This window comes from Crossiella cryophila (assembly GCF_014204915.1).
Taxonomy (GTDB): domain Bacteria; phylum Actinomycetota; class Actinomycetes; order Mycobacteriales; family Pseudonocardiaceae; genus Crossiella; species Crossiella cryophila.
This window is the reverse complement of the sequence record NZ_JACHMH010000001.1, coordinates 4241999-4260813: the sequence shown is the minus strand read 5'-3', so window position 1 is coordinate 4260813 and position 18815 is coordinate 4241999. Positions and strand designations below refer to the sequence as shown.

Sequence of the window (18815 nt, the reverse complement as noted above, 5' to 3'; positions counted from 1 at the left end):
GGTACCAGCGTCACTCCCGCCCCAGGTCCCGGTGCACGACCTTGACCGCCATCCCGTCCTCCTTGGCCAGCAACCCGGCGAGCTGCTCGGAGATCGCCACACTGCGGTGCTTACCACCCGTGCAGCCGATCGCCAGGGTCAGGTACCGCTTGCCCTCGCGGCGGTACCCGGCGCCGATGAGCCGCAGCAGCTCGTGGTAGCGCTCCAGGAACTCCTCCGCGCCCTCCTGGGAGAGCACGTAGTTGCGCACCGCCTCGTCCAGGCCGGTGAAGTCGCGCAGTTCCGGGATCCAGAACGGGTTCGGCAGGAAGCGCACGTCCATCACCAGGTCGGCGTCCATCGGCAGGCCGTACTTGTAGCCGAAGGACAGCACGGTCACCCTGGTGCTGGCCGAGGTCTCCGAGCCGAAGGCGTCCTCGATCTTGGCGCGCAACTGGTGCACGGACAACGACGAGGTGTCCAGCACCAGGTCTGCCTCCTCCCGCAACGGAGTGAGCAGCCTACGCTCGTTGGCGATGCCGTCGGAGAGCCGCCCGTCGCCCTGCAGCGGGTGGCCGCGCCGGACGTGCTCGAAGCGGCGGATGAGCACCGCGTCGGTGGCTTCCAGGAACAGCACCTTGGGCTTGTAGCCGCGGGCGTCCAGGTCCTTGATCACCGCGGCCAGGTCGTCGGTGAAGGCGCGGCTGCGCACGTCCATCACCACCGCGACCCTGGAGATCACGCCCTGGGCCTGGGCGCCCAGTTCGACCATGGTGGAGACCAGTTCCGGCGGCAGGTTGTCCACCACGAACCAGCCCAGGTCCTCCAGGCATTTGGCGGCGGTGCTGCGGCCGGCCCCGGACAGGCCGGTCACCACCGCCACCTCGACGCCGGTCTTCTCCTCGGTCACCCGTCCTCCTGCCGTCCCGGGACCGGTGTGGTCGCCGTGGTTGTCCTCGTGGCCTTGTTCTCCGTGCCCTGCAACGCCGCCAGCACGGCCAGCGCGGTCTGCCGTCCCACCCCCGGCACCTCGGTGAGGGCCTCGACGGTGGCGGCGCGGAGCTTGCGCACCGAGCCGAAGTGCTTGAGCAGTGCGGCCTTGCGGGATTCGCCGAGTCCCGCCACCTCGTCCAGGGCAGAGGTGGTCATCCGCTTGGACCGCTTCTGCCGGTGGTAGCGGATGGCGAAGTCGTGAGCCTTGTCCCGAATCTCCTGCAACAGGTACATCGCCGCGCTGTTGCGGGCCAGGATCACCGGATCGGGGTCGGCCGGCAGCCAGACCTCCTCCAGGCGTTTGGCGATGCCGATCACCGCGACATCGCTGATCTCCAGCTCCGCCAGCACCTCGGCGGCCGCGTTGACCTGCGGCGCGCCCCCGTCGATGACGAGCAGGTTGGGCGGGTAGGCGAAGCGGCGCGGTCGTCCGGTGGTGGGATCGATGCCGGGCCTGGCCTCGGCCTCCGCCTCGACCTCGCCGGTCTCCGGCGCGGTGCGGGCGATCTCCTCGACGTCGGCGCGGTGCCGGGCGAAGCGGCGGCGCACCACCTCGGCGATGGAGCCGACGTCCCCGCCGACGTCGCCGGTCTCGGCGTCGCCCTTGATGGCGAAGTGCCGGAACTCGGATTTGCGGGCCAGGCCGTCCTCGAAGACCACCAGCGAGGCCACCACGTCGGTGCCCGCGATGTGGCTGACGTCCACGCATTCGATCCGCAGCGGCGCGGTTTCGAGGCCGAGCGCGTCCTGCAGTTCTTGCAGGGCAAGGGATCGGGCCGTGAGGTCGCCGGAGCGGCGGAGTTTGAACTGGGTGAAGGCCTCGGCCGCGTTGCGGGCCACGGTCTCGGCCAGCGCGCGTTTGTCCCCGCGCTGGGGCACCCGCAGCTGCACCCGGGAGCCGCGCAGGCCGGAGAGCCAGTCGGTGACCGCCTCGGCGTCCGGGGGCAGTTCGGGCACCAGGACCTCGCGCGGCACCGCCTCGGCCGCCCCGCCGCCGTCGGCGGCCTCGCCGAGTTCGTCCTGTTCGCCGTAGAACTGGGTGAGGAACTGTTCGACCAGGCCGGGGGTGTCGACCTCCTCGACCTTGTCGATGACCCAGCCGCGCTGGCCGCGGACCCGGCCGCCGCGCACGTGGAAGACCTGCACGGCGGCGGCGAGTTCGTCCTGGGCGAAGGCGATCACGTCGGCGTCGGTGCCGTCGCCGAGCACCACGGCCTGCTTCTCCATGGCCCGGCGCAGCGCGTCCAGGTCATCGCGCAGCCGGGCGGCCTTCTCGAACTCCAGCTCCTCTGCCGCGGCCTGCATCTGTTTCTCCAGGCGGCGCATCATGGTGTCGGTGCGGCCGGAGAAGAAGTCGCAGAAGTCCTCCACGATCTCCCGGTGCTCCTCGGCGCTGACCTTGCCGACGCAGGGCGCGGCGCACTTGTCGATGTAGCCGAGCAGGCAGGGGCGACCGATCTGGCTGTGCCGCTTGAACAGCCCGCTGGTGCAGGTGCGCGCGGGGAAGACCCGCAGCAGCAGGTCGATGGTCTCGCGCAGCGCCCAGGCGTGCGAGTACGGGCCGAAGTAGCGCACGCCCTTGCGCCGGGGGCCGCGGTAGACCTGGAGCCGGGGGAATTCCTCGCCGACGGTGACCGCGAGCATCGGGTAGGACTTGTCGTCCCGGTAGCGCACGTTGAACCGCGGGTCGAACTCCTTGATCCAGGAGTACTCCAGTTGCAGCGCCTCGACCTCGGAGGACACCACGGTCCACTCCACCGAGGCGGCGGTGGTGACCATCTGTCTGGTGCGCGGGTGCAGGCCCGAGAGGTCGGCGAAGTAGGAGGAGAGCCGGCTGCGCAGGCTCTTGGCCTTGCCGACGTAGATGACCCGTCCGGTGCCGTCGCGGAACTTGTACACGCCGAAGGAGTCCGGGATGGTTCCGGGCGCTGGACGATAGGTGGACGGATCGGGCACGCCGTAAGACTACGGCGACACACCGACACCGGATCGCCTGGTCGGCTAGATCAGGACTATCCGCTCCCCGTCGACCTTGACCGGGATCTGGACGAGCCCGGTCTTGGCGGGCCCCTTGCTCACCTCGCCGGTCTCGCCGTCGAAGAGGCTGCCGTGGGTCGGACAGTCGATCACGCCGCCGACCGGCGGGCTGACCAGGTTGCCCCGGTGCGGGCAGCGCGGGTCGAAGGCGCGCACCGCGCCGTCCTTGGTGCGCACGATCAGCAGGATGCCGTTGCCCTCGGTCTCCACCAGCGCGCCGCCGGTGGCCGGCAGCGCGGAGAGCCTGGCCAGTTCGGCGCCGGGCTTGGCGGTGCCGGTGCCGCCGGTGCGCGGCGGTTTGCCGTTACCGCAGGCGGCGGCGGTTCCGGCCAGGGCGAGCAGTCCACACAGGACCGTGCGACGGGACAGCGGTGGCGGCGGCATGCCGGACATCCTAAGAAGCCTGTCTAGTCCTCGACCCGGTCCAGTCGAACAAGGATCTCCGGGTCGCAGCCGCGCTCGGCGGCGGCGCGGCGGGCGGCGTCCCGGTCGCCCTCCCAGAGCAGGATCTCCACCAGCACGGTGTTGCGCCGCTGGTCGTCCTCGCCGGGCTGGCGCAGCCAGCGCAGCACCCGCTGGCGTTCCCGGTCCCAGGACTTGGCGTGGTCGGCGACCGCGCGCAGCCGCAGGAAGGCGTCCAGGCCGGGGCGGGCACGGAAGGCGGTGCGGCGCAGTTCGACCGCGCGGTCCAGCCTGCCCAGTCGCACGCACTGGTCCACCGCGAGGTCGACCAGCCTGGGCACCGCGCCGGTGCCCTTGGCCGCCACCAGGCCGCGTTCCACCCAGGCCAGGGCGGCCTCGCTGCGGCCGGCGTCCTCGAGTTCGGAGGCGATCCGCAGGTACTGCCAGGCGGTGGACAGGTCGGTGGCCAGGATCTGCACGGTGAGGTCGGGATCGCCGGTGTGGTCGGCGAGTTCGTGCACCAGGCGGGAGACGGCCCAGCGGTGCCGGTCGTAGCGGCCGGTCTGGCCGAACCGGACGGTGGGCAGCCCGCGGCAGGCGGCCTCGGCGCCCTGGCGGTAGTAGGCGAGTCCGGCGGTGCCAAGGGCGTCGGTGTACTCGGTGAGCCGCACCTCGGGGCCGTCCGGGTGGGTCAGCTGCAGCCGGATCAGCCAACCGGCCAGTCGGTAGGGGTCCGGGCGGACCAGGCGGCAGGCGATGGCGTGCGCGGCCAGTGCCCGCTGGGCCAGGTCGGCGAGTTCGTCCCACTGCCCGGTGACCTGGTGCGCGGCCCCGGCCAGGACCTCGACGACCTGTTCGGCGAACTGCACGGCCTCCTGGGCGCGGCCGTCGGAGACGAGGTCGTGCAGGGACTGGACCACCTGGTGCAACCGTTGCCAGTGCGCGGTGTCGTCCTGGTGCCCTGGCGGGGACAGCGAGCCGTGGAGGGTGCTGCGCAACGCAGCCACATCGTGGAACTCGTCCCCTGCCCGGCCCGCCACGAGGAGATGAAACCGCACGGGTGAGCACTCCCGCGCGGGCTTGACCCCGTTCAGCGCAACGGTTGCGACCAGGTGGCCCAGTCGGACGCGGCTAGGCGGCCGAGCGCAGTGCGGCGGGCGCGGTCAGCGTCCAGACCGCGTGCGCGATCGCGTTGGTGTTGCGGGAGAGCGCGGTCGCGTTGACGTTGTTCACCCCGTCGCAGGAGCGGTGGTAGCAGGGGTCGTATGCCTGGTTGGCGGTGCCGCCCCACTTCTGCGCCTGCGCCGCGGTCTTGCGGCCCTCGGCGCCGGTGAAGGTGCCACCGGTGGCGATGCCGGCCCTGGCGAAGGCGGCGTGGTCGGAACGGCCGCCGACGCTGGTCTGCTCGGTCTGCACGCCCGCGCCGCGGAAGTAGTTCTCCAGCAACGTGGTCAGCGCCGCGGACCCGGTGGGCTGGCCTGCGCTGCTGTAGACGAAGTAGCCGGGGTTGGGCGAGCCGATCATGTCGAAGTTGAGGTAGGCCTTGATCTGGGCCTTCTGCGCCGCGGACAGGCTGGCCACCCAGCGGGTGGAGCCGATGAGGCCGAGTTCCTCAGCGCCCCACCAGCCGAAGCGCAGGTGCTTGGTGGTCTTGAGCTGCTGCTTGGCCACGGTCAGCGCGACCTCCAGGAGGCCGCTGGAGCCGGTGCCGTTGTCGTTGATGCCGGCGCCCGCGGTGACACCGTCGAGGTGGCCGCCGAACATGATGGTGTTGTTCTCATCGCCGCCGGGCCAGTCGGCGATCAGGTTGTAGCCGGTGGCGCCGCTCTGGGTGAAGGTGTGCACGGTGGTGCGGAACCCGGCCGCGTCCAGCTTGCCCTTGACGTAGTCCACCGAGGCCTTGTAGCCGGGCCGCCCGTGCGCCCGGTTGCCGCCGTTGGCCGCGGCGATCTTGCCGAGTTCGGTGAGGTGCGCCTGGATGTTCGCGGTGGGAATGGTCGGCGGCGCGGCGGGCGCGGCCGCGGTGGCGGTGCCGGCGATGCCGCTGACGACCAGTGCGGCGGTGGCCGTCACCGAGCCGAGAACGAGTCGGAGTTTCACGCGGACCTCCCGATTGGGCTGATCGCGCAGGGTTGCGATCAGCGTCACGGCGAGTGTCGAACGGGTGTGCTGGTGGGCGGTACCCGACTTTTGTCGGAAACAGTTAGCGGTATTGCGATGAGTGCATACGGTGTCGGCGGGCGGGGCGGGACCCGGCGGCGGGGAGCAGCCCGGCGGCGGGAGCTGGAAAAAAGACGCCGCCCCCGGGATTCCGGAGGCGGCGTCGGAGTGCTGCCGCGCTGGCCAGCGCGCTCTTGGTGCTACTTGGTCTCGCCGTCGCTCAGCTCGGTCGAGTCGCCCGGCGTGGCCGGGGTTTCCGGCGCGGGCGCCGGGTCGACGACCGCGGGCGGGATGACCGGCGGGACCACCGCGACCGAGGCGCGGCCGACCGGCGGCACATCGGTCTGGGCGACCGCGGTGGCCTCCTTGACCGCGCGGGCGATCTCCGGGTCGGGCGCGGTGTCGAACCAGGAGGCGATCGACTCGTCGTCCTCCTCCGGCCTGGACTCGGTGTCCGGCGGCGCGGCCTCGTAGCGGAAGACGCCGTCCTCGCCCTTGTCGCCGAACATCTTCGCGAAGCCCTGCAACGCGTCGCCGAACTGGCTGGGCACCATCCACACCGTGTTGGAGTCGCCCTGCGCCATCTGCGGCAGCGTCTGGAGGTACTGGTAGGCCAGCAGTTCCGGCGTCGGCCTGCCCGCCTTGACCGCGGCGAAGACCTTCTCGATCGCCTTGGCCTGGCCCTGCGCCTGCAGGTAACGCGCGGCCCGCTCGCCCTGCGCCTTGAGGATGCGGCTCTGCCGCTCGCCCTCGGCGGAGAGGATCGCGGCCTGCTTGCCACCCTCGGCGGCCAGGATCTGGGCCTGCTTCTGGCCTTCGGCGGTCTTGATGGAGGACTCGCGCTGGCCTTCGGCGGTGAGGATCATGGCGCGCTTCTCCCGGTCCGCGCGCATCTGCTTCTCCATCGAGTCCTGGATGGAGGGCGGCGGGTCGATCGCCTTCAGCTCCACCCGGGCGACCCGGATGCCCCAGCGGCCGGTCGCCTCGTCGAGCACGCCGCGCAGCTGGCCGTTGATGGAGTCACGGGAGGTCAGCGTCTGCTCAAGGCTCATGCCGCCGACCACGTTGCGCAGTGTGGTGGTGGTGAGCTGCTCGACCCCGATGATGTAGTTGGAGATCTCGTAGACCGCCGCCCGCGGGTCGGTGACCTGGAAGTAGACCACCGTGTCGATGGACACCGTGAGGTTGTCCTCGGTGATCACCGGCTGCGGCGGGAAGGAGACCACCTGCTCGCGCAGGTCGATCCGGGCCCGCACCCGGTCCAGGAAGGGCACCAGGATGTTCAGCCCCGGGGCCGCGACCGTGCGGAAGCGGCCAAGCCGCTCGATGACCGCCGCCTGCGCCTGCGGGATGACCAGCACTGCCTTGACGACAGCGACCAGCACCAGCAGGACTATGACGGCGACGACTACAACCGCGCCCAACCCAGCCTCCAACGCCTCAGCCTTCCGCCCACACGACCGCGGTCGCTCCAGCGATATCCATGACGGTGACGGCCCGTCCGACCTCGATCACCTGCGTCTCGTCGTAGGCGCGGGCCGACCAGATCTCACCACCGAGTTTCACCTGACCACCGTGAGCGTCCACAGTGGACAGTACTACTGCCTTGCCGCCGACCAGCGCTTCCACGTTGGTTTTCACATGGTCCCCGGCCAGCATCCGCCTGCGCAGCGCGGGCCGAACGGCCGCGAGCAGCACGATCGAACTGACCGCGAACACGGCGACGTCGACCCACAAGATGTCGATCGCGGCCGCGGATCCGGCCGCGGCCAGTGCCGCGACGCCGATCATGAGCAGCACGAAGTCACCAGAAAGCACTTCCGCTGCCAGAAGCAGGACTCCGGCTACCAGCCAGACCAGGGCGGCCATGTCGCCATCGTGGCAGAGTGCGCGACCCGTTGCCGACCGTGACCAGCCGCCGTGACCGACGTGTGATCTACCAGGCGACAGCGATCACCCGATCCGGGATCACTCCCGCGAACCCACAGTGACGAAGTCAATCAACCGTTCCACCGCCCCCACCAACGGCGTCTCCAGGTCCCGGAACCCCCGAACCCCGGAAAGCACCCGCCGCCACCCCGCAGCAGGTTCCCCCCACCCCAGCTCAGCACACACCCCCGTCTTCCAATCCTGTCCCAGGGGCACCACCGGCCACTCCCGGATCCCCACCGAAGCAGGCTTGACCGCCTGCCAGATATCCACGTACGGGTGACCCGTCACAAGCACATCCGGGTGAACCACCCCCGCCACAATCCGAGACTCCTTGCTCCCCACCACAAGGTGATCCACCAACACCCCCAACCGCCACCGCGCCCCCGGCCCGAACCCCGCAACCCGCTCAGCCAACGCGTCAATCCCGTCCAGAGGCTCGACCACCACCCCCTCCACCCGAAGATCATGCCCCCAAACCCGCTCCACCAGCTCGGCGTCGTGAATCCCCTCAACCCAGATCCGGCTGGCAGCAGCGGTTTTCGCCCGCACCCCCTCGACCCGAACCGACCCGGAGGCCGAGGCGGTGGGTTTGACGGGGACCGCGACAGGCTTGACCAGCGTGACCGGCTGCCCATCGAGGAGGAACGCGGCGGGCCGGAGCGGGAAGAGTCGCTGCCGCCCATGCCGGTCCTCAAGCACGACATTGGCGCCCTCGACGCGGAGAACGGCACCGCAGAAACCACTGGCCGGGTCCTCGACGACGAGGTCGGGCTCGGCGGGGATTTCGGGGACGGCACGGCGCTTGGGGCCGGCGGCGAGCACGTCACGTCCGTAGGGATCACCTGGGGAGGGGCGCACGGGCGACAGGGTAGTCCGGGCATGCAGGGGTCTGGCGACCTCCGGTGGATGGGCCTGGTTTGGGTCGGTGACCTGCGGTGGGCGGGCCCGGCTTGGGCGGGTGATCTGCGGCGGAGGAGGCTGGGGTTGGTGACCGGCAGTGGAAGAGGCTGGTACATAGCGGAAGAGGCTGGTTCAAGCTGGCGTCCCGCGGTGGATGAGACTGGTACGGCTCGACGTCCGGTGGATCGGCGGCCTCTGGTGGGCGGGTTGGGCATGAGCCGCCAACCCGCGCGGGATGGGGCTGTCGCGGACCGGGGGTCTGCGCCGGTTTAGGCTGTTGCGGGCCGGTGACCTGCGGTTGGCGAGTTGGTCGGGGGCTGAAGGCAACCTTTTCGGCTCGAAAAGCGTTCCGCAGAGGAAGCGGCGGGCGGGGCGGGGAAGACGCGGGCCGGGATGACGTGAGTCGGAGCGTCCGGGCCGGGTCGGGACGGCGCTGGCCGGGCTGGGCCGGGATGGCGTGGCTCAGCACGGCGCTGACCGGGGCTGCCCGTGGCTGGTCTAGCCGGGCGCGCGATCCGGGGGCCCGAGCTGGGTGACGCGAGCTGGGTGGCCGGAGTCGGGCTGGGGCCGGGGCTTGCCGGGCCGGAGCCAGGTGGCGAGGGCAGGACCGTGGGCGGCGCGGGTCGCGACGGCCGGGCGTGCGCGGGGAGGCCCGGGGTGCGCGTGTCGGCGCGGGGTGCGCGGGCGGAGCGCGGCAGGCCAGCGCGGGGCGCTCGAAGCGGCCGGAGCGCGGGGCGGCCTGGGCGGCATGTCGCGAATCGGGACGGGTGGCAGGCGAGCCGGGGCAGGCGAATGACCGGATGAGCCGCTGGTGGCCGGGCAGGCCCCCCAGGTGTCAGGCCCCCAGGTGGTGGGTGCGCGGGGCGGCGACCCGCTGGGCCGCGGCCTAGTAACCTTTTGTGGTGCCTTGTGCCTCCGCGACCATGGCGGTCTGGACCTCCGCGTGGCTGAACGGTTCCGCGGCCTCCGATGACGTGCTCGACGCCCTGCTGGCGTGGGGTGAACTCCAGGAGGTCAGTGCGGGAGACGAACACGCCGCCGAACGGTTCGACCTGCCGTTGCCCGGCGACCGCCCGGTCGGGCCCGCCCTGCTGCTGGCCTGCCTGCGCCGGTCCGGGGCGAGCGCCGGCGCGCTGGTGCTGCCCGCGCCGGGTGATGTGCGTGGACTTGGCGGGCCGGGGCCGTTCGGGGTGGCCGCGTTGCGGGCTGGGGAGGCCGTGGTGCTGCCCTCGGCGGCGGTGGGGCTGGTGCCGGAGGAGGTCGCCGAGGGTGTGGTGCGGTGGTCGGTGTTCGCCCTGGCCACTCCCCCGGTTTTGGAGTACGTCGGCATTGGTGAGGCCGAACACGGCATGGCGGAGGCGGTCCGCGCGGCCGCGGCGACCCTGGTCTCCCTGGACGTGGCCCGGCATCGCCCGGGTGTGCGCACCGAGATCGACGCCGCCTTGCGGGCCCGCCCGCGCACCCCGTGGCCGCCCGGCATGCCTGGGCGTGCGTTGCGGGTGTTGGAGCGGGCGGCGGAGGTGGCCGCGATTGTGCGGGCGGCGATGAGTGATCCGGATGGTGGCGCGGTTTCCGCTTCGGCTGCCCGCGCCCGGACTGCGGCGCTGAAGCCGCTCTCGGACGCGGTTCGCTCGGCTCGTTGCGCGGCGGTCGGCGAGGCTGTTCGTCAGCTCGCCAATCAGGCTGGTCGCCACTAACTCCGCCACAACGGCCAATGTGGGGTCCCGTTCGGGCGAACACTCCGGCAGGTTCGGGATAACACTCCGGCGAGGTGTCGAACCTGCCGGAGTGTTTGCCGTTGTGGGACGGGGTGTTTGCCCGACTGGGACGGGGTGTTTGCCGTTGTGGTGGGCGGGTTCTGGGGCTGGCGTTGGGGTGGGGCTGGTTGCGGTGGGCTGCTTCGCGGTGCGGGCTGTTCGGGGTGGATCTTGTGCTTGGGCTTGCCGTGGTTGTCCGGGGGGGGGCGTGGGTGCGGGCGTGTTTGTTGCTCTTCAGTTCTGATTTTTGGGGCAAGATCAAAGTCAGGGGCGAGGGTCAAGATCAAGAGCGTCCTCGCCGGACGGGCAGAAATCAAAGGATGGGGGGAGAAGATCAAAGGCACAGAGCAGTGCTCGTACGGTTCCCCATCCCCGTCAGCCTTCCGATACCAAACCACATCCCGATGAGCGGCCCAGTCGCGTTGGGGTTGGTTCGGCGGCGGTTTGTGTTGCGGGGCCGCTCATCGGGATGCGGTGTGTCCTCTCCAGGCTGACGGGGATGGGGAACCGCTCGGGTTAGGTTTGAAAAGCCACCCCGCCTGCTGGTTCTCCGGGCTTCGCCCGGTCGCGGCTCGTGGGAAACGCCTGGCTGCGGCGTTCCCGGGCTTCGCCCGCCTGCCCCCGGCGCCCACCGCTCCGGGCTTCGCCCGCCCGGCGTCCCACAACGGCCAACGTGGCGTACAAGAACCGCCAACATGGCGTACAAGAACGGCCAACACGCGCGGAGGGTTGAAACCCTCGCCGGTGTGTTGGCCGTTCTTGTACCGCGTGTTGGCCGTTGTCGTACCGCGTGTTGGCCGTTGCGGGACGGAGGAGGTGGGGCTTGCGGCGCGGGGTGGGAGGGGTGGGTTAGGTCGGGCGGCGGCGGGTGGGGGGTTCGCAGCAGAGGGGGGTGCAGGGGAGGCCGTTGCGGGTGCAGCCTGCGGTGGGGAGGGGGGAGAGTTTGCGGGGTGGGGTGGGGTGGGTGTGTTCGCGGATCAGTTCGACGATCAGTTGGGCGAAGCGGGGGTCTGGGCCGGGGGTGGCGGCTCGGGTGAAGGTCATGCCTAGTTCGGTGGCCCGGTCTTTGGCTTCGGCGTCGAGGTCCCAGATGACTTCCAGGTGGTCGCTGACGAAGCCGATGGGGCTGACGACGAGGGCCTGGACGCCGTTGGCGTGCAGGGTGGCGACGTGGTCGACGATGTCGGGGGCCAGCCAGGGGATGTGGGGTGGGCCGGAGCGGGATTGCCAGACGACGTCGTAGGCGGGGACGCCGACGGCTTCGGCTACCAGGCGGGCGGCTTCGGCGATCTGGCGGGAGTAGCGCTGGCCGCCTTCCTCTGGCGGGCCCGCTGCCTCGTCGGCGGAGTTGGGCACCGAGTGGGCGGTGAAGACCAGGCGGGCTTGGTCACGCTGGTCGGCGGGCAGCTCGGCGTAGGCGGCGCGGACGGCGTCGGCGACCGCGTCGACGAAGAGGGGGTGGTCGAAGAACTGGCGGAGTTTGACCAGATCGAGGGCCTCGTCGACGGCGGCGCGGGCGCGGAGGATGTCCTCGTCGTACTGGCGGCAGGCCGAGTAACCGCCGTAGGCGCTGGTCGGGAACACCAGCGCCGTGCGGATGCCGTCGGCGACCATCTTGGCGGCGGTGTCCTCCACCATGGGGTGCCAGTTGCGGTTGCCGAAGTAGACCGGCAGGTCCATGCCCTGCCTGGCCAGTTCGGCGCGCACGGCGTCGATGATGGCCAGGTTGAGCCGGTTGATCGGCGAGACGCCGCCGAAGTGCAGGTAGTGCTGGGCGACCTCGTCTAGGCGTTCCGGCGGGACCCCGCGCCCCCTGGTGACGTTCTCCAGGAACGGCCGGACGTCCTCGGGTCCTTCCGGCCCGCCGAAGGACAGGAACAGCAACGCGTCGAAGCTCACCGCACAATCCTGCCCCCGCGCCGGAATTCGCACCGGGCGGGGGCAGGGTTGTCAGGCAGTTGTCAGTCAGTCACCGACGGCGTGCATGCCGCCGTCGACCATCACCATGGAGCCGGTGGTGGCCGGGAACCAGTCCGACAGCAGCGCGCAGATGGCCTTGGCGGCCGGGGTGCGGTCGGTGATGTCCCAGCCCATCGGGGCGCGCTTGGCCCACAGCTCGTTGAAGTCGCTGAAGCCCGGGATGGACCTGGCGGCCATGGTCTCCAGGGGTCCGGCGGCGACCAGGTTGACCCGGATGCCCTGCGGGCCCAGTTCGCGGGCCAGGTACTTGGTGCAGTTCTCCAAGGCGGCCTTGGCGAAGCCCATCCAGTTGTAGCTGCTCCAGGCGACGCGGGCGTCGAAGTCCATGCCCACGATCGAGCCGCCGCCCTCCATCAGCGGCAGCACCGCCTTGGCCAGGGCCTTGAGCGAGAACGCCGAGGTGTGCACGGCGACGGAGACGTCCTCCCACGGCACGTCCAGGTACTTCTCGCCGAGGCAGGACGGCGGGGCGTAGCCGATGGAGTGCAGCACCCCGTCCAGCGCGGGGACGTGCTCGCTGATCTTGCCGGCGAGGGTGTCCAGGTGCTCCTGGTTGGTGACGTCGAGTTCGATCACCGGCGCGGGCTTGGGCAGGCGCTGTGCGATGCGCTCGACCAGCCGCAGCCGCCCGAAGCCGGTGAGCACGACCTCGGCCCCCTGCTCCTGGGCGATCCTTGCGGCGTGGAAGGCGATGGAGGCCTCGGTGATCACTCCGGTGATCAGCACCCGCTTGCCTTCGAGCAGTCCGGTCACGTGCTCTTCCTCCGAGTCGACCTAGTCGAGAACTAGTCAAGAAGTGGTGGTTAAGGGCCTAGCCTGGCAGAACGGGTCAGTGACCCATGCCCATGCCCCCGTCGACCGGCAGCACCGCGCCGTTGACGTAGGAGGCGCCGTCGGAGGCCAGCCAGGTGACCGCGGCCGCGACCTCCTCGGTCTTGCCCGCACGCCGGGCCGGGACGGTGACCAGCTGCTCCTTGAGGCTCTCGGCCAGGTGCGCGGTCATGTCGGTCTCGATGAAGCCGGGCGAGATGACGTTCGCGGTGATGTTGCGCGAGCCGAGTTCCCTGGCGATGGAGCGGGCCACGCCGACCAGTCCGGCCTTGCTCGCGGCGTAGTTGACCTGACCGGCCTGGCCGGAGAGGCCGACCACCGAGGAGATGAAGATCATGCGGCCCCAGCGCTTCTTCAGCATGCCGGAGGCCGCGCGCTTGGCGACCCGGTAGGCGCCGGTGAGGTTGGCGTCCACGACCTTGGTGAAGGACTCCTCGGACATGCGCAGCAGCAGCACGTCATCGACGATGCCCGCGTTGGACACCAGCACCTCGACCGGGCCGTGCTGGGCCTCGACCTCGCTGAAGGCGCGGTCGACCTGCGCGGCGTCGGTGACGTCGCACTGCACCCCGAACAGCCCCTCCGGCGCGCCGGAGCCGCGGTGGGTGATGGCGACCTTGTCGCCCTGCTCGGCGAAGGCACGGGCGATCGCCAGGCCGATGCCTCGGTTGCCGCCAGTGACCAGTACCGACCTAGACACCGTGGGTCCTCCATGACTCGCGCGGTTGCTGCTGTGGACGGCGTCAGGCTAGTCGGTCGGCTCGAACCCGCAGGAAAAGGCATCGAAGATGCGTAAGCAGGGCATCCACGCGGCGGCTCGCGGTCTCCCCCGCGGCGGTCGCCGAGGGTGATCCCCGGACACGCCGAAAAGGGGACGCGACCCATTCCGGGTCACGCCCCCGATCAATTCCGGGGAATTCAGCAGTACAGGTTGCCGCCGGGGGCGACACCGATGATGCCGGTGAAGCGCTGATAGTTGCTGACCCGGCTCTGCACCTGTCCGGGGTTGCGGCCGTTGCATTCCAGTGAGCCATTGATACTGCGGATGGTCTCGCCGAAGCCGCGGCTGTTCACCATGGCGTTGTGCGGGGTCATCGAACCCGGTCCGTTCTGGGTCATCCAGTACCAGATCGCGGTCCGCCAGGAGATGGTGGCGTCGTTCTGCACCAGCCAGGGGTTGCCCAGCAGGTTGACCCGCAGGTAGTCACCGGCGGCCTTGTAGTTGAAGTTCCAGCTCAGCTGGATCGGCCCGCGGCCGTAGTAGGCGGCCTGCCCGGCCGGACAGCCGTAGGGCTGGCCGCGGTCGCAGTAGTGCGGGTAGTTGGCGGTGTTCTGCTCCACCACGTGCCGCAGCCCGCCGGTCTCGTGGCTGACGTTGGCCAGGAAGGCGGCCAGTTCCTGCCGCTGCACGGTGGCGCTGCCCTGGTTGGCGAAGGCCCCAATCGTTTGGGCGGCGTTGCGCAGCCCGGTGTAGGTGTAGAAGCCGTTGCGGCCGGGGAACATCTGGTTGAACTGGGCTTCGCTGATCATGAAGGCGGTGGGGGCGGCCGCGGCGGGGATCACCGCGGCGAACCCGGCCGCGGACAGCACGGCGACCAGCAGTCCGAGAAGACGACGTCGCATGAGAACGCTCCTAGCTGCACAGGGGAAAAGCGCGAGGCGGACCTCGCGAATTCGCAGCAGGACAGCACCGGACACCACGGAAGGGCGAAGCGCAGGGGTGGCCCCAAAAACCACTTCCGGGCGGCGGTGGTGAGAGGTTCCGAACAACTGCGGGACCCATTTCGCCACAGGTGCCCGGCGGTGGGAAGTAACTTAAGTAGGGAGTTCGTAAATTTGGTCTGGACCATCTAATCCGAGTTCGTCCAAATGGGGTACCCGGCGCAGTCCGGCGCGTAGTGCGACCCGGTGCGAGGCGTGGTTGTCCGGCCGCACCCTGGCGATGACCGGCTGTCCGGGCAACTCGGCGCGGGCCCAGGTGACCACGGCGGTGGCCGCCTCGCCGCCGAGTCCGGCGCCCCAGGCGGCCGGGGCGAGCCGGTAGAGCAGGTTCAGCACCGGGCGCCGGTGCAGTTCCATCCGTTTGAGGCCGCAGAACCCGATCGGGTCAGGCGTCTCCTGGCGGCGCAGCACCCAGTAGCCGAAGCCGTGCCGCCGCCAGTGCGCGTCCCAGCGCCCGAACAGCTCCTCGGCCTCGGTGCGGCTGGCCAGGGCGTCGCCGGGGTTGTGCGCGCAGGCCAGGGGGTCGGCGTGGATGGCCAGGATCGCCTCGACATCGCCCGCGACCGGCCGGCTCAGGAGCAGCCTGCCGGTGCGCAGCGTGTCCGCGGTCATGGTCAGAGGCGGACCGGGTAGACCGGTTCGGGCACGTCGACCTTGATCCGGTGTTCGATGAAGATGCCGTGCCAGATCATGAAGCTGAGCACCGCCCAGAGCTGGCGGCTGCGGTCGCGTTCGCCGGTCTTGTGCTCGGCGAGCATGGCGAAGACGGCCTTCTTGTCCAGGATCTCGTCGGTCTTGGAGTCGGCGATGATACCCCAGGCCCAGTCGTGCATCTCCTCGCGCAGCCAGTGCCGGATGGGCACCGGGAAGCCGAGTTTGCGCCGGTTGAGCACGTGCGGCGGGATGATCTTGGCCAGGGCCTTGCGCAGCGCGTACTTGGTGGTGCCACCGGCCAGCTTCTGGTCAAGGGGCACGGTGGAGGCGACCTTGAAGACCTCCATGTCCAGGAACGGCACCCGCAGTTCGAGGGAGTTGGCCATGGTGACCTTGTCGGCCTTGGTCAGGATGTCCCCGCGCAGCCAGGTGAACAGGTCCACGTGCTGCATCCGGGCCACCGGGTCCCAGTCCTTGGAGATCCGGTACCAGGGTTCGGTGATCTCCTTGAACCCGATCCGCTCGTCGTAGTGCCGCAGCACGGCACGCAGCTGCTCGTCCCGGAAGTTGCGCGCGTTGCCGTAGTAACGCTCCTCCAGGGTGAGCGCGCCGCGGCGGAGCAGGTCCTTGCCGCGCACGCCCTCGGGGATCTTGGTGGAGACCTTGCCGAGCACCTTGCGCAGGCTGCCGGGCATCTTCTCGAACGGGGCGAGGGACAGCGGTTCGCCGTAGACGGTGTAGCCGCCGAAGAGTTCGTCCGCGCCCTCCCCCGAGAGCACCGCCTTGACGTGTTTGCGGGCCTCGCGGGCGATGAACCACAGCGGCACCAGCGCCGGGTCGGCCACCGGATCGTCCAGGTACCAGATGATCAGCGGCATCGCCTGCATCATCTCCTGGGCGGAGACGGTGCGGACCACGTGCCGGACACCGATCGCGGCCGCGGTCTCGGCGGCCACGTCGACCTCGGAGTAGCCCTCCCGCTCGAACCCGGCGGTGAAGGCGATCAGGTTGGGGTTGAACTGTTTGGCCAGGGTGGCGGTGGCGGTGGAGTCGATGCCGCCGGAGAGGAACGCGCCGACGGTGACCTCCGGGTCGGAGATCATGTGCTTGCCGACCGAATCCCGCATGACATCGGCGATCCGCTGGTACAGCGCCTCCGCCTCGGCCTCCCCGTTGACCGGCTTGGCGGTGAAGGTGGGATTGAAGTAGCGGGCGAACTCCAGCTGCCCGCCGGGCCGCAGCCGGAACGCGGTGCCGGACTCGACCCGGCGGATCCCGGCGTGCAGTGATTCGGGCTCCGGCACGTACTGCAGCACCAGGTAGTGCTGCAACGCGGTGAGGTCGAGTTCCTCGGCCACCCCGAGCACCCCGGACAGTTCGAGGAGGCTCTTCTTCTCACTGGAGAAGGCGATCCCGCCGGGACCCGAGGAGTAGTAGAGCGGTTTGATGCCGAACTGGTCGCGCGCGCCGAAGACGATCCGCTCCTGGGCGTCCCAGATCATGAAGGCGAACATGCCGCGCAGCTTGGGCAGGGCGGCCGGGCCGAGGTAGTGGTAGGCGGCCACGATGGACTCGCCGTCGCCCTGGGTGCGGAAGCGGGCGCCGAAGCGGGCGGTCAGCTCGGCGCGCAGTTCGCGGTAGTTGTAGATCTCGCCGTTGAAGTTGAGCGTGTACCGGTTGGGCGCCTCGGGCGGGCCCCAGACCAGGGGCTGGTGCGAGTGTTCGAGGTCGATGAAGCCGAGCCGGTTGAAGCCGTAGACGACCTCGGCGTCGGCCCAGGTGTCGTGCTCGTCGGGTCCACGGTGCCGCTGGCAGCGCATGGCCGCTCCGACCGCGCCGCGGGCGTTGGCCGCCTGGGCGGGGGTGGCGCAGATCAGTCCCAGCACTCCGCACACGTGGGGATTCACCTCGGGTTGCTCGACGGGCCGGAGACTCCAGTATCCCGTGCGCCCGGGTGGCGCCCGCCGACGGGTTACCTCAAGCAGAGGTAAGTTCTGCCCGCTTCCGCTTGCTGATCAGCGCGTTTGCCCACACCGTGACAGGCGTCTCAAGGAGGGCACATGTCGGTTGGCGTCAGCGCGGACGTCCCACTGGGCGGGGAACCGCCCAAGGGCAGTAAGCAGGGTGAGAAGCGGGTCGTGGCGAACGTGCTGCGCGGCTCGATCGGCAACCTGGTCGAATGGTACGACTGGTATGCGTACACAGCCTTCAGCATTTACTTCGCCAGCTCGTTCTTCCCCAAGAACGACTCCACCGCGGAGCTGCTGAACACCGCCGCGGTGTTCGCGGTCGGCTTCCTGATGCGCCCCATCGGCGGCTGGATGCTGGGCCGCTACGCCGACCGGTTCGGCCGCCGGGCCGCGCTGACCCTGTCGGTGACGCTGATGGCGGCCGGGTCGCTGGTCATCGCGGTCACCCCGTCCTACACCTCGATCGGCCTGGCCGCGCCCGCGCTGCTGGTGGCCGCGCGGCTGTTGCAGGGCCTGTCGGTGGGTGGTGAGTACGCCACCTCGGCGACCTACCTCTCCGAGGTCGCCTCACCTGGCAAGCGCGGGTTCTACTCCAGCTTCCAGTACGTCACGCTGACCGCGGGCCAGCTGCTCGCCCTCGGTGTGCAGATCGTGTTGCAGCAGGTGCTGACCGAGGAGCAGATGCACTCCTGGGGCTGGCGGATCGCCTTCGTCATCGGCGCGGCTGGCGCGATCGTGGTGATGTGGCTGCGGCGCAGCATGGACGAGTCGGAGAGCTTCAAGAAGGTCGCCCAGTCCGAGGAGGGCAAGACCCCGCAGCGCGGCACCCTGCGCGCCCTGCTCCAGCACCCCAGGGAGTGCCTGCTGGTGGTCGGCCTGACCCTGGGCGGCACGGTGGCCTTCTACACCTACACCACCTACCTCCAGAAGTTCATGGTCAACACCAGCGGCATCAGCAAGCAGAACGCGGCCTGGATCAACTTCCTCGCCCTGGTCGTCTTCGTGGTCATCCAGCCCTTCGCCGGCAAGCTGTCCGACCGGATCGGGCGGCGGCCGCTGCTGCTGTTCTTCGGCGTCTGCGGCACCCTGGGCACGGTGCCGCTGCTGACCGCGCTGGCCGGCACCAACTCCCCTGTTGCGGCGTTCTTCCTGATGCTGGCCGGGCTGATCATCGTCACCGGCTACACCTCGATCAACGCGATCGTGAAGGCCGAGCTGTTCCCCACCAACATCCGCGCGCTGGGCGTCGGGCTGCCGTACGCGCTGACCGTGGCCATCTTCGGCGGGTCCGCGGAGTACGTGGCGCTCTGGCTCAAGCAGGCGGGCATGGAGTCGGTGTTCTTCTACTACGTGGCGGGCTGCGTGCTGATCTCGCTGCTGGTCTACGGGACCATGCGGGAGACCTCGAAGTCCTCCCCGCTGGAGGAGAAGTCGTTCCGGTGATCACTGTTTTCGATGGACGCGATTTCCGCTGATCACCGTGCCCGCCGGGTGGTGC

At 70.1% G+C, this 18815-nt stretch carries 16 protein-coding genes; 2 read left to right on the top strand and 14 right to left on the bottom strand.

The genetic code is table 11. The features are described from left to right. Positions 1 to 10: 10 nt before the first annotated feature. The 8 genes from rapZ to HNR67_RS18975 form a co-directional block, all read right to left on the bottom strand. Positions 11 to 889, bottom strand: a complete 879-nt coding sequence (gene rapZ / locus HNR67_RS19010; RefSeq protein ID WP_185003592.1) for an RNase adapter RapZ — start codon at positions 887 to 889, stop codon at positions 11 to 13. Further along, the gene (gene uvrC, locus HNR67_RS19005) at positions 886 to 2928 is read right to left on the bottom strand and encodes an excinuclease ABC subunit UvrC (RefSeq protein WP_185003591.1); all 2043 of its coding nucleotides are present in this window, start codon (positions 2926 to 2928) and stop codon (positions 886 to 888) included. The genes rapZ and uvrC overlap by 4 nt, the downstream gene beginning before the upstream one ends. Positions 2929 to 2973: 45 nt before the next feature. Beyond that, positions 2974 to 3402 (bottom strand): Rieske (2Fe-2S) protein, encoded by a 429-nt coding sequence (locus HNR67_RS19000; protein ID WP_246492547.1) that lies wholly within the window; start codon positions 3400 to 3402, stop codon positions 2974 to 2976. A 14-nt stretch (positions 3403 to 3416) separates the two neighbouring features. Further along, complete coding sequence (locus HNR67_RS18995; RefSeq protein WP_221489962.1) at positions 3417 to 4409, bottom strand: hypothetical protein; 993 nt, start codon at positions 4407 to 4409, stop codon at positions 3417 to 3419. 133 nt (positions 4410 to 4542) lie between these two features. Further along, a complete protein-coding gene (locus HNR67_RS18990; protein WP_185003589.1) occupies positions 4543 to 5511 on the bottom strand; it encodes a M28 family metallopeptidase in 969 nt (322 codons plus the stop codon). A gap of 260 nt (positions 5512 to 5771) precedes the next feature. Further along, positions 5772 to 6962, bottom strand: a complete 1191-nt coding sequence (locus HNR67_RS18985; RefSeq protein WP_425554127.1) for an SPFH domain-containing protein — start codon at positions 6960 to 6962, stop codon at positions 5772 to 5774. Positions 6963 to 7011: 49 nt separating this feature from the next. Continuing rightward, positions 7012 to 7440, bottom strand: a complete 429-nt coding sequence (locus HNR67_RS18980; protein WP_185003587.1) for an NfeD family protein — start codon at positions 7438 to 7440, stop codon at positions 7012 to 7014. Positions 7441 to 7539: 99 nt separating this feature from the next. Beyond that, positions 7540 to 8325: a DUF3097 domain-containing protein gene (locus HNR67_RS18975; RefSeq protein ID WP_312987584.1), complete on the bottom strand. Its 786-nt coding sequence runs from the start codon at positions 8323 to 8325 to the stop codon at positions 7540 to 7542. 1001 nt (positions 8326 to 9326) lie between these two features. On the opposite strand from HNR67_RS18975, the gene HNR67_RS18970 reads away from it, so the two are divergent. Beyond that, entirely contained in the window at positions 9327 to 10100 is a 774-nt protein-coding gene (locus HNR67_RS18970) for a hypothetical protein (protein ID WP_185010835.1), read from the top strand. A 909-nt stretch (positions 10101 to 11009) separates the two neighbouring features. Here HNR67_RS18970 and HNR67_RS18965 read toward each other — a convergent pair. The 6 genes from HNR67_RS18965 to asnB form a co-directional block, all read right to left on the bottom strand. After that, positions 11010 to 12059: a ferrochelatase gene (locus HNR67_RS18965; RefSeq protein ID WP_185003585.1), complete on the bottom strand. Its 1050-nt coding sequence runs from the start codon at positions 12057 to 12059 to the stop codon at positions 11010 to 11012. A 66-nt stretch (positions 12060 to 12125) separates the two neighbouring features. After that, positions 12126 to 12893 (bottom strand): enoyl-ACP reductase FabI, encoded by a 768-nt coding sequence (gene fabI, locus HNR67_RS18960; RefSeq protein ID WP_185003584.1) that lies wholly within the window; start codon positions 12891 to 12893, stop codon positions 12126 to 12128. 76 nt (positions 12894 to 12969) lie between these two features. After that, positions 12970 to 13671, bottom strand: a complete 702-nt coding sequence (gene fabG, locus HNR67_RS18955; protein WP_185003583.1) for a 3-oxoacyl-ACP reductase FabG — start codon at positions 13669 to 13671, stop codon at positions 12970 to 12972. Between the two features lie 218 nt (positions 13672 to 13889). Beyond that, the gene (locus tag HNR67_RS18950) at positions 13890 to 14594 is read right to left on the bottom strand and encodes a chitinase (RefSeq protein WP_185003582.1); all 705 of its coding nucleotides are present in this window, start codon (positions 14592 to 14594) and stop codon (positions 13890 to 13892) included. Between the two features lie 192 nt (positions 14595 to 14786). Next, a complete protein-coding gene (locus HNR67_RS18945; protein ID WP_185003581.1) occupies positions 14787 to 15305 on the bottom strand; it encodes a GNAT family N-acetyltransferase in 519 nt (172 codons plus the stop codon). A gap of 2 nt (positions 15306 to 15307) precedes the next feature. Continuing rightward, on the bottom strand, positions 15308 to 17242 hold the full coding sequence (gene asnB / locus HNR67_RS18940) for an asparagine synthase (glutamine-hydrolyzing) (RefSeq protein WP_185003580.1): 1935 nt from the start codon (positions 17240 to 17242) through the stop codon (positions 15308 to 15310). 165 nt (positions 17243 to 17407) lie between these two features. Between asnB and HNR67_RS18935 the strand changes: the two genes are divergently transcribed. Beyond that, a complete protein-coding gene (locus HNR67_RS18935) occupies positions 17408 to 18760 on the top strand; it encodes an MFS transporter (RefSeq protein WP_185003579.1) in 1353 nt (450 codons plus the stop codon). Positions 18761 to 18815: the final 55 nt, after the last annotated feature.

Bases quoted from the DNA above. Each gene is read 5' to 3' on its own strand.
- HNR67_RS18950 (WP_185003582.1), bottom strand. From the start codon at position 14,594: ATGCGACGTCGTCTTCTCGGACTGCTGGTCGCCGTGCTGTCCGCGGCC.
- HNR67_RS18945 (WP_185003581.1), bottom strand. From the start codon at position 15,305: ATGACCGCGGACACGCTGCGCACCGGCAGGCTGCTCCTGAGCCGGCCG.
- HNR67_RS18970 (WP_185010835.1), top strand. From the start codon at position 9,327: ATGGCGGTCTGGACCTCCGCGTGGCTGAACGGTTCCGCGGCCTCCGAT.
- HNR67_RS18935 (WP_185003579.1), top strand. From the start codon at position 17,408: ATGTCGGTTGGCGTCAGCGCGGACGTCCCACTGGGCGGGGAACCGCCC.
- HNR67_RS19000 (WP_246492547.1), bottom strand. From the start codon at position 3,402: ATGTCCGGCATGCCGCCGCCACCGCTGTCCCGTCGCACGGTCCTGTGT.
- HNR67_RS18980 (WP_185003587.1), bottom strand. From the start codon at position 7,440: ATGGCCGCCCTGGTCTGGCTGGTAGCCGGAGTCCTGCTTCTGGCAGCG.